At 64.6% G+C, this 13,733-nt stretch carries 13 protein-coding genes and 1 riboswitch; of the genes, 9 read left to right on the top strand and 4 right to left on the bottom strand.

Annotated features, from left to right (window positions below):
* The 3 genes from HMPREF0372_RS09970 to HMPREF0372_RS09965 form a co-directional block, all read left to right on the top strand.
* Positions 1–892, top strand: an 892-nt coding sequence (locus HMPREF0372_RS09970) for a 3-hydroxyacyl-CoA dehydrogenase family protein (protein ID WP_007491729.1), incomplete at its 5' end; no start/stop codon positions are given.
* A 42-nt stretch (positions 893–934) separates the two neighbouring features.
* On the top strand, positions 935–1,063 hold the full coding sequence (locus HMPREF0372_RS19165) for a hypothetical protein (RefSeq protein WP_007491728.1): 129 nt from the start codon (positions 935–937) through the stop codon (positions 1,061–1,063).
* A gap of 15 nt (positions 1,064–1,078) precedes the next feature.
* Positions 1,079–1,927 carry a beta-keto acid cleavage family enzyme gene (locus tag HMPREF0372_RS09965; protein WP_007491726.1) on the top strand — a complete coding sequence of 283 codons (849 nt, stop codon included), beginning with the start codon at positions 1,079–1,081 and terminating at the stop codon, positions 1,925–1,927.
* A gap of 525 nt (positions 1,928–2,452) precedes the next feature.
* On the opposite strand, the gene eutC is transcribed toward HMPREF0372_RS09965, so the two are convergent.
* From eutC to HMPREF0372_RS09945, 4 genes are all read right to left on the bottom strand, one after another.
* Positions 2,453–3,331 carry an ethanolamine ammonia-lyase subunit EutC gene (gene eutC, locus HMPREF0372_RS09960; RefSeq protein ID WP_007491720.1) on the bottom strand — a complete coding sequence of 293 codons (879 nt, stop codon included), beginning with the start codon at positions 3,329–3,331 and terminating at the stop codon, positions 2,453–2,455.
* Between the two features lie 16 nt (positions 3,332–3,347).
* Positions 3,348–4,715 carry an ethanolamine ammonia-lyase subunit EutB gene (locus HMPREF0372_RS09955; RefSeq protein ID WP_007491718.1) on the bottom strand — a complete coding sequence of 456 codons (1,368 nt, stop codon included), beginning with the start codon at positions 4,713–4,715 and terminating at the stop codon, positions 3,348–3,350.
* 172 nt (positions 4,716–4,887) lie between these two features.
* Positions 4,888–6,261: a sensor histidine kinase gene (locus HMPREF0372_RS09950; protein ID WP_007491715.1), complete on the bottom strand. Its 1,374-nt coding sequence runs from the start codon at positions 6,259–6,261 to the stop codon at positions 4,888–4,890.
* The gene (locus tag HMPREF0372_RS09945; protein WP_009258939.1) at positions 6,254–6,859 is read right to left on the bottom strand and encodes an ANTAR domain-containing response regulator; all 606 of its coding nucleotides are present in this window, start codon (positions 6,857–6,859) and stop codon (positions 6,254–6,256) included. The genes HMPREF0372_RS09950 and HMPREF0372_RS09945 overlap by 8 nt, the downstream gene beginning before the upstream one ends.
* A 288-nt stretch (positions 6,860–7,147) precedes the next feature.
* Positions 7,148–7,328: riboswitch (cobalamin riboswitch) on the top strand.
* Between the two features lie 134 nt (positions 7,329–7,462).
* Here HMPREF0372_RS09945 and HMPREF0372_RS09940 point away from each other — a divergent pair.
* The 6 genes from HMPREF0372_RS09940 to HMPREF0372_RS09915 all read left to right on the top strand — a co-directional run bounded on the left by HMPREF0372_RS09940 (position 7,463) and on the right by HMPREF0372_RS09915 (position 13,680).
* Positions 7,463–9,064, top strand: coding sequence for an ABC transporter substrate-binding protein (locus tag HMPREF0372_RS09940; RefSeq protein ID WP_157781261.1), 1,602 nt, complete (start codon positions 7,463–7,465; stop codon positions 9,062–9,064).
* Positions 9,065–9,326: 262 nt separating this feature from the next.
* A complete protein-coding gene (locus tag HMPREF0372_RS09935; RefSeq protein WP_007491709.1) occupies positions 9,327–10,280 on the top strand; it encodes an ABC transporter permease in 954 nt (317 codons plus the stop codon).
* Positions 10,277–11,113, top strand: coding sequence for an ABC transporter permease (locus tag HMPREF0372_RS09930; RefSeq protein WP_007491708.1), 837 nt, complete (start codon positions 10,277–10,279; stop codon positions 11,111–11,113). The genes HMPREF0372_RS09935 and HMPREF0372_RS09930 overlap by 4 nt, the downstream gene beginning before the upstream one ends.
* A gap of 2 nt (positions 11,114–11,115) precedes the next feature.
* Positions 11,116–12,057 carry an ABC transporter ATP-binding protein gene (locus tag HMPREF0372_RS09925; protein WP_007491707.1) on the top strand — a complete coding sequence of 314 codons (942 nt, stop codon included), beginning with the start codon at positions 11,116–11,118 and terminating at the stop codon, positions 12,055–12,057.
* Positions 12,050–12,847, top strand: a complete 798-nt coding sequence (locus HMPREF0372_RS09920) for an ATP-binding cassette domain-containing protein (protein ID WP_007491706.1) — start codon at positions 12,050–12,052, stop codon at positions 12,845–12,847. Before HMPREF0372_RS09925 ends, HMPREF0372_RS09920 begins: the two co-directional genes overlap by 8 nt.
* Positions 12,844–13,680, top strand: coding sequence for an SAM-dependent methyltransferase (locus tag HMPREF0372_RS09915; protein WP_007491705.1), 837 nt, complete (start codon positions 12,844–12,846; stop codon positions 13,678–13,680). The genes HMPREF0372_RS09920 and HMPREF0372_RS09915 overlap by 4 nt, the downstream gene beginning before the upstream one ends.
* Positions 13,681–13,733 lie beyond the last annotated feature (53 nt).

The following is a 13,733-nucleotide window of genomic DNA, read 5'->3' as shown; positions in this document are numbered from 1 at the left end:
TGCCTGCGTTGCTTCAGGCGGCTTCCGGACGCACGTAAAACTCATCTATGTGTATGACGATAAGGTGCGCGCCCGGCCCAGAGAGACCATGGAGGCCAATCTGAATATCCTCCGGGAGGAAGGAGTGCAGGATGGCGGGGCGATCCCCGCCATCCTGGACCGGGTCAGTTGGACCGAGTCTCTTGAGGAGGCTGCGGCGTTTGCCGATGTTGTCATTGAGTGCATTGTGGAGGATCTGGCAGTCAAACAGGACTACTTTCAGAAGCTGGACGCCCTCTGCCCCCTCTCGACGGTCCTGACCACCAATACGTCCGCCATCAGCGTGACGGAGATTGCCGGGAAGGCCGTCCATAAGGAGCGCATCATCGGTACCCATTTCTGGAATCCCGCCTACCTCGTGCCATTGGTGGAGGTGATCCGTACCAAATATGTCTCCGAGGAGACGGTGGCCGCCGTATTTCAGCTAATGGAGGAGGCGGGCAAAAAGCCCGTCCTCGTCAAAAAGGATGTACCGGGCTTCCTGGCCAACCGGATGCAGCACGCGCTTTTCCGCGAAGCGATCTCTATCGTGGAAAATGGGATCGCCGAAGCCGGGGATGTGGACGACGCCATCAAGTACGGATTCGGTATGCGCCTGGGGGTCTCTGGCCCCATGGAGGTGATCGACCGCGGAGGGCTGGACCTCACCTACTCCATTCACAAGTACTTATTTCCCCACATTGAGAGCTCCGCCGAGCCCTCCAAGCTGATGGTACAGCTCATGGACGAGGGAAAACTGGGCTTTAAAACGGGAGAGGGCTTCCAGCTCTGGAGTCCCGGGCAGGTCAAAGCATCCAATGAGACGTTGACCCGCGGCCTGATTCAGGTGTCCCGCGCGCTGGGCCGGCTCTAATGGCCTGAACGTCAACGGCGGGGAATCTCCCTGGGGCACCCGGTGGACGCCACCGGTTCCCGCATTGTGATTACACTGCTGTATGAGCTCAGGAGCCGCGGGCTGCGGTACGGCTTGCCCCCCTGCGCCGGCGTCATGGGGACGGCAGTGGTAATTGAAAACTTGGATTAGAAAGAGGGAAACCGCATGACCACAACCAGGCGTTTGAATGACAGCAATAAGGTGATTGTCACCGCCGCCCTCACCGGCGCGGTCACCACCAAGCAGGATAACCCTTATCTTCCGACCCAGCCAAAGGAGATTGCCGAGGCAGCGCTGCGCTGCTACGAGGCAGGGGCCGCCATGGTACATATACATGTCAGGGACGACAACGACGCGGGGAGCATGCGCTTTGACAAATTTGAAGAGGCGGTGGGCCTGATCCGCGCCACTGGCTGCCCGGTGCTGCTCAACCTGACCTCCTCCGGAGGACAGGGGTTCTCCTGGGAGGAGCGTATCCGCCCCTTCCGGGAGCTCAGACCCGAGATGGCGTCTTTTGACGCGGGTACGATGAACTGGCTTCACAGTGTGGTATTTATGAACGAACCCAAGTTCCTGGAACTGTGCGGCCAGGAGATGCGCGCCGCCGGAGTCAAGCCGGAGATTGAGGTCTTCGACATGGGCATGCTCAACACCGCAAAGCACTATTTGAAAACGGGCGTCCTCGATGCACCGGCCCATTTCCAGCTCTGCCTCGGTGCGCCGGGCGGCATGGAGGCCACCACGGAGAGCTTGGTCTACCTGGTCAACCATCTGCCCGAGAACTGCACCTGGAGTACCTTTGGAATCGGCCGGGGTGCAAATGAGATTACCCTGGCCGCCTTGGCGATGGGCGGTAATATCCGGGTCGGTCTGGAGGACAATGTCTATTACAATAAGGGGATATTGGCCCAGGGCAGCCAGCAGTTTATCGGCCGGGTGAAGCGGGTGGCCGCCGAGTTCGGCAGGGTGCTGGCTACCCCGGAGGAGGCTCGTGCTATTTTGGGCCTGAAGTGAAATCCGCCCTTGTAAAGGGACGGATTTCTCTGGTTGAGAAGCTCCGATGGCAGGGGCTGCCCGCAGATGGATAGAACGGTTCCATTTGCCGAATACAGATTGACTGTGTGATAGAGGAGCGGTGCACAGTGATGCACCTGCCCCTTCCCACGGCAGAAGCTGCAAAACAAAAGCTCCGCCGGTTTCCTGTGGAAACGGCGGAGCTTTTGTTCCATATATGTCCCTTGCGACGACCTGTAACGGGGGGAGGGCTGTGGAAGCTGCGGGTGATGGAGTCTTTACTTCGTGCAGGGAGTGTGCGAAAGGTGAGCGGATGGCCTGTACCTGAACAGCATTACAGATAAGCGTAGAAAATATTCAGAATATTCGGATTGAAGGAGTCCTTTGGGGCAGAAATGGCATGCTGAGAGACAAAAGGTGAATCGCAGCAGGGTCAATTCCCGTGTTTAGGAATTGGCTGGAGAGCCCCCCAGTGCGATGCCGAGCCCGCCGGAAGAGGAGCCGCAGATTCCGGCCGGGCCGCGTTTACAGTTTGAGAGCCAGGCCGGAGGCCTTCTCCTTCAGCATGCGCCCGCACAGCTCGGCAATGAACGCGCCCGCCTCGGCGGGGTTGGTGCCGCCGCGGTGGATGTTGGAGACTACGGTGCGGCTGGCCTCAGGGATGCCCACATAGCCGCCGTAGGTCATGTAGGCGCTCATGGACTCGCCGGTGGCCAGGCCGGGGCGCTCGCCCAGGAGGATCACGGTGACCTTGGAGCCCAAGGCCTCGGTGACGGCATCCATGGCTCCCACACGGCCGTACTTGATGAAGAAGGGGGTGCCCACGCTGACCCCCGTGCTGCTCAGCCCTTGAAGGATGGCGGGCAGGATGTCCCGGAGGTTGGCGGACACTGAGGTGCTGGACAGGCCGTCGGACACCACGAGCTGCACGTCGGGATTGCGCTTGCAGCGCTGCTGGAGCTCGGCCAGAGTCTCCTGAGAGAAGCGGCGGCCCAGATCCGGCCGGGTAAGGTACATGTCCTTGGTCTCACAGAGGGTCTGCACGGTGAACAGGCCCATCTCTTCCAGCAGACGCTCCGGCACGTCGGTAAACACGGCGTCCATGGCGGCCGCGTGATCCGCCCGGAACCGCAGGTAGGTGTTGGTGCGGCAACGGGGCCCGGCTCGCCACACGCCGATGCGGGCCACCGTTTTGGAGCGCATGCGGCGGAACTCCTCCGGGTTAGCGGGGGTGGGCACGTCGATAATCTGGCGGAAATCTACGGCGGACAGGTCGCGGACCTCTCCGCTCTCCACCGCGCCGGAGGCCGGGGGGACGGGAGCGGCGGACTGTGCACCGGCGGTATCGCCCACTGCCTCGGAGATGGCTTTCAGGATGAGCTCTCTCAGTTGGGTTTCATTCATGTCAGTTCCCTCCCTCTTACTGTAGGAAAATGGAGGCGTCGCCGGCCAGCTCGGTCAGGACACCCTTTTCGTCAATCAGGCCCCGCTTCATCATCCACTGGTGGAACTCCGGCGCGGGCAGACGGCCGGAGAGCTCCCGCAGGGTGGCGTTGTCGTGGTAGCTGGTGTCCTGGTAGGAGAGCATGATATCGTCGTTGACCGGCACCCCGATGTAGTAGTTGGCCCCCGCGGCGTTGAGCAGCATGGTGGCCATCTCCTGCTCGTCCTGGGTAATGGAGGTGTGGTTGGTGTAGCAGGGGGCCATGCCCATGGGCAGGCCCATCAGCTTGCCCATGAAGTGATCCTCCAGGCTGGCCCGGATCATCTCCTTGCCGTCGTAGAGGGTTTCCGGCCCGATGAAGCCGGACACGTTGTTCACCATGAAGGGGCGGAAAAAGCGGCCAAAGCCGTAGGTACGGGCCTCCAGGGTCATCTCGTCCACCCCGCAGTCGGCGCCAATGGACACCTCGGAGCCCTGGCCGGTCTCAAAATAGAGCAGGTTGGGGCCGGTGCTCAGGGCGTGCTGGCAGGCCAGTTCATAGGCCTCCGTGCAGAGCTGGCGGCTCACGCCGAAGTCGTTGTTGGCGGCCTCTGTGCCGGCGATGGACTGGAAAATCATGCTCAAAGGCGCGCCCTTCCGAATGGCGTCCATCTGGGTGGTCATGTGGGAGAGAACCACCAGTTGGGTGGGGATGTCGTTGCGGCAGATAAAGCTGTAGACCGCATCCGCGATACGCCGGGTGCTCTCCACATTGTTTTCCACAGGGTTGATGCCCATGCAGGCGTCACCGCAGCCGTAGGAGACGCCCTCCATCATCTGAATCAGGATCTCCTCGGGGTCGTCGGTGGGGCTGTTGGGCTGGTTGCGGAAGGCCAGCACGCCCGGCTGGCCGATGGTGGTGTTGCAGCGGGTGATGTGGTGAATTTTGCTGGCGCCGTAGACCAGATCCATGGCGGACATGAGCTTGGCCACGGCCGCCGCTACCTCGCCGGTGAAGGCCCGGCAACTGCGTACCAGGTCATCCCCCGTAGTTTTGTGGTCCAGAATCCACTCCCGCAGCTCGCCGATGGTCATGCCCTTGAAGCGCTGGTAGGTGGGCTGGTTGAGTCCATCGAGATTGACCCGAGTCACCTCGTCCTTTTCATAGGGGACGGTGGGGTTCTCGGTCAGCTCGCCCACCGTCAGCTCGGACAGGACGACTTTGGCCGCCACCCGCTCCGTCACGGTTTCGGCGGCCACGCCCTGAAGCCGGTCGGCGGCCTTGGGCTCGTTGGCCTTGGCCAGGACATCCCTGATGTCGCGGAAGGCGAAGGTCTGGCCGTTCAGTGTGGTTTTCAATTTCATTCTGCTGCACCTCTCCTTTGCGCCGGACGCCCCCTCGGCGCCCGTTTCAAGCTTGTCAAATTTGGCTGTTTATGCAAAACAGCCCAGGGGCAGCGCCTGCGCTGTCCCTGGGCTGCATCGCCCGTGCTCTTGTACGCGCCGCCATAGCCTCAGGTCGGCGCACGATTTGGTTTTACTGCTCCAGAAAGTCGAAGGAGATCCGCGTCCCGCCGGGGCCGCTCTCCACGCTCCACTCGCCGGTGAGCTTCTCCCGCACGATCGTGGAGGCCAGCTCCAGACCGGCGCCTCCGGGGCGAGGGCGGTCCGCCTGGAAGCCCACGCCGTTGTCCCAGACGGTGAGCTGGCAGAGGGGGCGCCCGCTGTGGAGCTCGATGCCGATCCTTCCCGCCTGGCCGGAGGGAAAGGCGTATTTCAGGGCGTTCTGCACCAGCTCGTTGACCACCAGGGCCACCGAGGAGGCGCAGTCCGCGGACACAATGACGTCCTCGCCGCCCACGTGGATGGTGACACGGCGGGCGGAGGGCAGAAGGGTCTGGAGCATGTACCGGCGGATCTGCTCCAGAATCTGAAGGAGGGAGACCTTCTCCCGGGAGACCTGTACGATGCCGTCCAGCGTGGCGGCCAGGGAGAGCAGCCGGTTGGCCGTATCCAGAAGGGCGGTCTGCACCGGTGGGGACTCGGCCGGATCACAGCCCCGGCTCCGGGTGAGGTTGGCGAGCATCTGAAGGTTGTTTTTCATGCGGTGCCGCAGCTCCTGAAGTGCCGTCCGCTGCAGGGCCAGCTCCTCCTCTAGCTGCCGCTGGCGGGTGAGGTCGTGGATGATGAGCGCCGCCCGGGCCTGCCCGGAGGAGAGAGGGAGGCGCTGGTACTGGAGTACCCGGTTGGCCAGGGCCGTCTCGTGCCTGTCCTGGTCGCACTCGCTGAGGGCGGCGGGCTGAATGTTGTTGACGGGCATCCCGGCCAGAGTGCCGATGTAACCCATCCGGCGGTAGAGGGCTGTGGCCGCCGGGTTGAAGCCGCAGACCCGGTCCTCCTCATCCAGGAAAAGGACGGCGTCGTCCAGACAGGGGGATACCGCAGCCCAGTCCAGAGCCCCGGACGCCTGCTCCGCCTCCCGCTCCCCAGCGGGCGGCGGCTCCTCGGCGGCCAGAGCGGGCCGCTCATAGATGAGGACGCCGATCAGCCGCCCCTCATAAAAGAGGGGTTCCACCGACTGGACGATCCGGCGGTCCTCCGGCATGGAGACCGCCCGCACCCCGGAGGTGGGAACCGCCAGACGGAAGGAGCGGTCCACCGCCGGCTCGTCCCGCCAGTGGATCAGCATGCCCAGGATGGAGCTGCGGTAGTTGGAGGGGACGGTTTGGGGCTTTGCCTCACAGACCACGATGGCAGAGCGCCCGCTGACGGTCCGGCAGTCGATGAAGACATCCGCCTGCTCGGCGTTGGCCAGGGCGGGGAGCAGGGCGCCATAGGATTCCAGGTAGGAGATCTCCGCGTCCGTGAGATCCGTGTATTTCTGACAGAGCATCCGCGTGGCGCTAATCATGCCGCTCCTCCTGCTGGGCCAGCAAATAGCTGGCGACCCGGGCCATAGACATGCCCTTGCGGCGGCTGAGCTCCCGAATGTACTGGTAGGCCTCATCCTCGCGCATCCCCCTGGTCTCCATCAGCAGGAGCTTGGCCTGGTCGATGGGCTCCCGGTTCTGACAGCGCCGGCTCAGGTGCTGATACTCCTTGTTCAGCAGGTAGTACTCCTTGCTGCGCGCAATACACAGCTCGATGGTAGGCAGAATCTTCTCCGCCTCAAAAGGCTTGGTGAGGTACCCCGCCGCCCCGCACGCCTGTACGCGCTCGATGTGCTCCCGGTCGCTGAACGCCGTCAGGATAATGACACATTTGGCGGCCCGGTCCGCCAGAACCTGTCTGGCCACGCTCACGCCGTCCAGCAGCGGCATCTGGATGTCCAGCAGCGCCACGTCAGGGGCCGACGCCCGGCAGCCCTCCACCGCCTCCATCCCGTCACAGGCCTCGCCCACCACCCGATATCCGGGGAGCCCCTCAAAAAAAGTGCGCAAGGTACGGCGAACGCCCTCATCGTCATCAGCCAGGAAAATGGTGGTCTTGCCCATCCTGGTCACACCCATACGCCTGTCCTCCCGTTTTACAAAAAAGAGCATCTTGAAGCGCACAAAAACGCCTCAAGATGCTCTCCACGCATCTGAAGTCAAACCCACTCCCGCCCGGAAGTGGAGTACGGCAGGTTTGCTACACCCGGCATAACCTGACCTTTCGATTGTATACGATATTATATAAAAAACCCGCCCTTCTGTCAACCGTAATTTGGAACTTATGGCTGGGATAGGAGAGAAAATTGTGATATTCTGCCTCCGCCATCTTGACAGGCGGGGGGCGCGCGGCTATAATGAACGCCGACAAGTGAATCAGCAGACGGTAGCGATTGCTTTCATTGGGAATGCGGTGAGAATCCGCGGCAGCCCTCTCTACTGTAAGGATGACAAGCGCCCAGATATGTCACTGTCCGGTACGCCGGATGGGAAGGCGGGCGTGAGGATGAGTCCAAGCCAGGAGACCAGCCGCCTGCGGTGTGTGCACGTTCTTTCGGTGGGGAAAGCTGTGCAGCGCCGGTCTGCCGGCCTGTCATCCGATTGCGGCTCCTCTCTGGAAAACAGGGGGGAGTTTTTTTGTGCATGGATTCATGCGTCAGTCAATTTGAGAGGAGCATGAACATGAAAAAGCGCACCCTGTCTCTGCTGCTTGCCGTTGCCTGTGCCCTGTCCCTGTCGGGCTGCGGCGGCGCGCCCGCGCCGGATGCCCAGACCTCCGCCCCGGCGGGCAGCGAAACCCCTGCCGCCGTGGACCAGACCCGCGAGATCGTCTTTGCCGCCTCCCGCGACCAGTGCCCCGGCGAGCAGGACGCCTACTACGCCTCCATGTCCCTGGGCGTGTGGGAGCCCCTGATCACCAAGGACGAGAGCGGCAAGCCCGCCCCCGCCCTGGCCACCGAGTGGGAGCACAACGAGGACTCCACCGTGTGGACCTTCCATCTGCGGGAGGGAGTTACCTTCTCCAACGGCACTCCCTTCAACGCCGACAGCGTGCTGGCCAACTTCGACCGCATGAAGAAGGGGCCCTTCGAGTCCTCCTTCTACGGCATGAACATCGACACCATCTACCCCGGCCTGGTCTCCTACGAGAAGACCGACGATTACACCGTGGTACTCACGCTCTCCGAGGGCCAGCCCCTGCTGGACTACACCATGGTCAACTACGGCTCCGCCATCTTCGAGCCCTCCTGCTTCGCCGAGGACGGCACCTTCGCCGGCTTCCCCATCGGCACCGGCCCCTACGTGGTGACCGAAAACGTGCTGGGCCAGTACTGCGTCATCGAGCGCAACGACAGCTACTGGGGCACCCCCGGCATCGCCAAGACCTTCCGCTTCAAGGTCATCCCCGACGCCGAGACCCGCTACACCGCCCTGCGGGCCGGCGAGGTCCAGGGCCTGTGCGATCTGGGCGCCATCTCCCCCTCCCAGGCCGCGGAGATCGACGGCGATCCGGCCTACAACGTGTCGGTGGGCGACTCCGGCATCACCCACTTCCTCAACGTCAACGGCGGCGCCTTCCCCTTCAACGACGTGCGCATGCGGGAGGGCCTGTCCCTGCTGCTGGACCGCCAGACCATCATCGACAGCTTCTACAACGGCTACGGCCTCGCCGCCGGCGGCTTCCTGAACTACACCTCCGCCTTCTACCGCGAGCAGCCCGTGCAGCACGACCCGGAGCGGGGCGCCGAGCTGATCCGCGAGGTGGTGGGCGACCAGGAGGTGGAGCTGCTGTTCCTGCTGCCCGGCGTGGACGCCAACCGCTACCCCTACCAGGAGGAGGCCGAGTACATCCAGTCCCTGCTGGAGAACATCGAGGGTACTCACATCAAGGTCAGCATCCAGCAGATGGACTGGGGCCCCTGCAAGGAGGAGATGGAGGCGGGCAACTACAACCTGTGCCTCAAGATCCAGGGCCTGCCCTCCGCCAACCCCTTCTCCCTGTTCAAGGGCTTTATGTACACCGAGGGCGGCACCAACATCAGCTACGGCCTGGGCTACCACAATGACCACGTGGACGAGCTGATCGAGGAGGCGGCTACCTGCCTGGACGCCGACCGCCTGACCGAGATTTACACGGAGCTCCAGGAGATCTCCGCCGTGGACTTCCCCAACATCCCCGTGCTGTACTCCCAGGAGGTGGTGGCCTCCTCCAGCGACATCACCGGCTATCAGGCCACGGTGTACGGCCTGACCGGCTTCACCCAGGTCTGCTGGGCCGGGTAAGAACCGTATGTGAAAATAAGCCCCCGCGAGGCGGGGGCTTGAGGCTGTGGATGAACCCTCCAGCCAAAGGATTCGGAGGGAAGGATAGTGTGAAAGGGAACCGTCAGGGTTCCCTTTCGCGTCGGATCAAACAACTTTTTGAAACTTTTTTAAGTTTCAAAAAGTTCAGCAGCCTGTCGAAAAGACTTTTTCGACAGGCTGAAGCCCCCGCGAGGCAGGGGCTTATTTTCCGTTTGTATTCTGTCTCCGAAGGCGGTGGATCATGGCAATTCTCAAGTATATCGGCCGCAGGCTGCTGGTGCTCATCCCGGTGCTGCTGGGCATCTCCCTGGCGGCCTTCCTGCTGGGGCGCATCGCCCCCGGCGACCCGGTGGACGACGCGCTGTTCCGCATCGGCATTGAATTCCCCACGGAGGAGGACCGGGCGGACATGCGCGCCGAGCTGGGCCTGGACCGGCCCCTGCCGGTGCAGTACCTGGACTGGCTGGGGGACGCCCTCCGGGGGGATCTGGGCCGCTCCTACATCGGCAACAAGGACATCGCCCAGGAGCTGATGACCCGGCTGCCCATCACCCTCAAGGTCTCCCTGGCCGCCATGCTGGCGGCGGTGGTGTTCGGCGTGGGGGGCGGCGTGCTCATGGCGGCCTGCCACGGCACATGGCTGGATACGGTGCTCAAGGGGCTGTCCACCCTGCTGCTGTCGGTGCCCGGCTTCTGGCTGGCCCTGTTTCTCATCACGGTGTTCGCCGAGTGGCTCCACCTGCTGCCCACCAGCGGCCTGGACCGGGGGCTGGCCTCCCTGGTGCTGCCCGCCGTGGCTCTCTCCGCCGCCAACGTGGGCTCCACCTCCCGCTTCACCCGGGGCAACATCCTGGCCCAACTGGGGGAGCAGTACATCGTGGTGGCCAACGCCAAGGGCCTGTCCCAGCGGGCGGTGATGGTGGGGCACGCCTTCCGCAACTCCCTGGTGCCCATCATCACCCTCATCGGCAACTACTTCGGCGGTATCCTGGGCGGGAGCACCATCATCGAGAACATCTTTGCCATCCCCGGCCTGGGCAGCTATGTCCTCTCCGCCATCCAGAACCGGGACTACCCCGTGATCCAGGGCTATGTGCTCATCACCGGCACCACCTTCGTGCTCGTTACACTGGCCATCGACCTGCTCTACATTGCGGTCAACCCGAAAATCCGCCTACAGGGGGGAGAGGCATGACAAGACGCCGGAAACAGAACATCAAGCTGGCCCTCGTGTGCGCCATCCTGGGGGCCATTGTCCTCATGACCATCTTCGCCCCCTGGCTGGCCCCCTATGACCCCCTGGAGGTGAACATGGAGCTGCGCCTGCTGGACCCCTGCCGGGCCCATCCCCTGGGCACCGACGCCCTGGGGCGGGATGTGCTCAGCCGGGTGATCTACGGCGGCCGGGCCTCCCTGCTGCTGGCGGTGGTAGCCACGGCCTGCTCCATGGCCGTGGGGCTGGTGATCGGCGTGGCCGCCGGCTACTGCGGGGGGATTGTGGACGGCGTGATCACCGCCGTCTCCAACGTGTTCCAGGGCCTGCCTGGCATGGTACTGATGATCGCCCTGGTGGGCGTCCTGGAGCGGGGCACCCGGAGCATCATCCTGGCCCTGGTCATCACCTCGTGGGTGGGCTTTTCCCGCCTGGTGCGGGGGGAGGTCATGAAGGTCAAGAGCGAGATGTACGTCGAGGGCATGCGCTGCCTGGGGGCGGGGCACCTGCGCATCGTCCTCCGCCACGTGCTGCCCAACATCCGCACCAACGTGATCCTCCAGTTCACCACCCGGGTGGGGCGGGTGGTGCTGTCGGTGGCGGGCCTGAGCTATCTGGGCCTGGGCATCGAGCCCCCCACCCCCGACTGGGGGGAGATGGTCAGCGGCACCGCCCGCCGGTACTTCCGCAGCGCCCCCCATCTGCTGTGGGCGCCGGGCATCTGCATTATCCTGCTGACCCTGTCCATCAACCTGCTGGGCGATCTGCTGCGGGACCGGCTGGACGTGAAGCAGGACGCGGTGAAGGAGCTGTGAGCATGGTACCGGACATTGAAATTCAGCACCTGTCGGTATGCTTCGACACCGCCCAGGGGCCGGTGTACGCGGTCAACGACCTGTCCACCACCTTCCGGGCGGGGCGCATCTCCGGCGTCATCGGGGAGAGCGGCAGCGGCAAGAGCGTCATGGGCATGTCCCTGCTGCGCCTGCTGCCCAATACGGCCCGGGTGACGGGGAAGTGCTTCTTCGGAGAAGACGAGCTCTACTCCATGCCCCTGCGGCGGCTGCGCAGGCTGCGGGGGGCGGCCATCGGCCTCATCCCCCAGAACCCCGGCGCCTCCCTGGACCCGGTGATGAAGCTCCGCCGCCAGCTCACCGAGGCCATCACCACCCACGGGCGCTGGAAGCGGAGGGAGGCGGAGGCCCAGGCCGCCGAGCTGCTCCGCCGCTTCGGCTTCGAGGAGCCGGAGCGCATCCTGAACCAGTATTCCTTCCAGATGAGCGGCGGCATGAACCAGCGGCTGGTGTCCGCCCTGGGGCTGGCCTGCCGGCCGGGGTGGGTGATCGCCGACGAGCCCACTAAGGGCCTGGACGCGGTGATCCGCAACCAGGTGTACTCCGTCCTGCGCCAGATCTACACCGAGCACCACTGCAGCATGCTCGTCATCACCCACGATCTGGCCCTGGCCCGCCGGCTGTGCGACGACATCCGGGTACTCTACATGGGCCGGATCATCGAGCAGGGCACGGCGGAGGAGGTCATGGAGCGGCCACGCCACCCCTATACCGCCGGCCTGATCCATTCCCTGCCCAGCCGGGGCATGGTGCCCATACCGCCCCCGGACCCCGGACGGCTGGAGCACACCGGCTGCCCCTTCTACCCCCGCTGCCCCAGGGCCATGGAGCGCTGCGGCCGGGAGGCACCGGGGGAGGTCGCGCTGCCCACGGGCGGGAAGGTGAGGTGCTTTCTTTATGAATGATAAGGTGCTGGAGCTGGAGGAGGTCAGCCGGACGTTCTCCAGCGGCGTATTCCGCACCCACACCGTCCGGGCGGTGGACCGGGTGAGCTTCGCCCTGGAGCGGGGGAAAACCTTCGGGCTGGTGGGCAACAGCGGCTGCGGCAAGACCACCCTCTCCCGCATGATCACCCGCGTCCTCAAGCCCTCCGGGGGGCGCATCCGCTTCGAGGGGGAGGACATCGCACGCCTGGACCGGAAAGGGAGCCGGGCGTACCACCGGCGGGTGCAGATCATCTTCCAGAATCCGGAGGCCTCCCTGGACCCCTCCATGCGCATCCGGGACAGTCTGCTGGAGGCCATGGCCATCCACCGGCTGGGGGAGAGCCGGGAGGAGCGGATGGAGAAGATCCGGGCCGCGCTGGGGCAGGTGGGCCTGCCCGACTACCTGCTCTCCCGCTACCCCCACCAGATCAGCGGGGGCGAGGGCCAGCGGCTGGTGATCTGCCGGGCCCTGCTGCTGGAGCCGGAGGTGCTGCTGCTGGACGAGCCCACCTCCATGCTGGACGTGTCGGTGCAGGCCAGCATCATGAATCTGCTGCGGGAGCTCCAGGAGCGGCTGGGGCTGACGTACCTCTACATCACCCACGACATCGAGCTGCTGGGGTGGATCAGCCACACCATCGGCGTCATGCAGAGGGGGCGGCTGGTGGAGGTGGGCAGCCGGGACCAGGTGATGGAGGCCCCCGTCCACCCCTACACCAGGGAGCTGCTCTACTCCTACACCCACTGGGAGGGAGGCGGGGAGACATGAGGGAGCGGGTGCCCATGACCGACTTCGCCCGGCAGTGGGCGGAGCACGTGGCGGCCAGCGCCTCCCCCCGGATGACCGACGACCAGGCGGAGCGGGACTTCTGGCACGCCTTCATGACACGCAAGACCTATGCCCCGGAGCCCTCCGCCCTCCAGGTGCTGGAGCGCCTGCGCCCCCTGCTGCGGGCCCGCGGGGTGGAGACCGCCCTGGAGGTGGGGCCCGGCTGGGGCAGCTATACCCTGACCCTGGCGGAGCTGTGCCGGGAGGTGGCCTGCGTGGATCTCTCCCGGGACGTGCTGGACTTCGTCCTCCGGGCCGGGGCGGAGCGCGGCCGGGACAATATCACCGCCTTCCATGCCAAGTGGGAGGAGTTCACGCCGGAGCGGCGGTACGATCTGGTCTTCGGCTATAACTGCTTCTACCGGCAGGCGGATCTGGCCGACTGCTTCCGGCGGATGGACCGGGCGGCGGACAAGCTGTGCGTGGCGGGCATGAACACCGGCCTGGCCCCCGCCTGGCTCCATGAACTGGACGCGGCGGGGGGAGCGGTGAGCTGGGAGTGGAAGGACTACATCTACTTCGTGGGGGTGCTCTACCAGATGGGCATTGACGCCAATGTGATGGTGCTCCCCTTTGAGAAGGAGCTGTCCTACCCGGACGCCGACGCCCTGGTGCGGGGGGAGTGCGCCCGCTGCGCCCCCGGCGCGGTGGACGGGGAGACCGCCAGGGCCATCCTGTGCCGCCACTTCACCCAGAGGCCGGACGGGAGCTGGTGCGCAAACGTGAAATACCGCAGCGGCGTGGTGTGGTGGACGCCGGTCCACCGGGACTGAGCCGCCCCGCGTCATGCAGAAGGGGCCCGGCCGAATCGTGCGATTCGGCCGGG

It is taken from the genome of Flavonifractor plautii ATCC 29863 (assembly GCF_000239295.1).
In the GTDB taxonomy this organism is placed as follows: Bacteria; Bacillota; Clostridia; order Oscillospirales; family Oscillospiraceae; genus Flavonifractor; species Flavonifractor plautii.
Note: the sequence above shows the minus strand (reverse complement) of the source record. Positions and strands in the feature narration are given on the sequence as shown.

What these genes read in the sequence shown, in the direction of transcription:
- HMPREF0372_RS09925 (WP_007491707.1), top strand. Translation starts at nt 11,116, where the DNA reads ATGGTACCGGACATTGAAATTCAGCACCTGTCGGTATGCTTCGACACC.
- HMPREF0372_RS09965 (WP_007491726.1), top strand. Translation starts at nt 1,079, where the DNA reads ATGACCACAACCAGGCGTTTGAATGACAGCAATAAGGTGATTGTCACC.
- HMPREF0372_RS09940 (WP_157781261.1), top strand. Translation starts at nt 7,463, where the DNA reads ATGAAAAAGCGCACCCTGTCTCTGCTGCTTGCCGTTGCCTGTGCCCTG.
- HMPREF0372_RS09930 (WP_007491708.1), top strand. Translation starts at nt 10,277, where the DNA reads ATGACAAGACGCCGGAAACAGAACATCAAGCTGGCCCTCGTGTGCGCC.
- HMPREF0372_RS09945 (WP_009258939.1), bottom strand. Translation starts at nt 6,859, where the DNA reads ATGGGTGTGACCAGGATGGGCAAGACCACCATTTTCCTGGCTGATGAC.
- HMPREF0372_RS09935 (WP_007491709.1), top strand. Translation starts at nt 9,327, where the DNA reads ATGGCAATTCTCAAGTATATCGGCCGCAGGCTGCTGGTGCTCATCCCG.
- HMPREF0372_RS09915 (WP_007491705.1), top strand. Translation starts at nt 12,844, where the DNA reads ATGAGGGAGCGGGTGCCCATGACCGACTTCGCCCGGCAGTGGGCGGAG.
- eutC (WP_007491720.1), bottom strand. Translation starts at nt 3,331, where the DNA reads ATGAATGAAACCCAACTGAGAGAGCTCATCCTGAAAGCCATCTCCGAG.
- HMPREF0372_RS09920 (WP_007491706.1), top strand. Translation starts at nt 12,050, where the DNA reads ATGAATGATAAGGTGCTGGAGCTGGAGGAGGTCAGCCGGACGTTCTCC.
- HMPREF0372_RS09950 (WP_007491715.1), bottom strand. Translation starts at nt 6,261, where the DNA reads ATGATTAGCGCCACGCGGATGCTCTGTCAGAAATACACGGATCTCACG.
- HMPREF0372_RS09955 (WP_007491718.1), bottom strand. Translation starts at nt 4,715, where the DNA reads ATGAAATTGAAAACCACACTGAACGGCCAGACCTTCGCCTTCCGCGAC.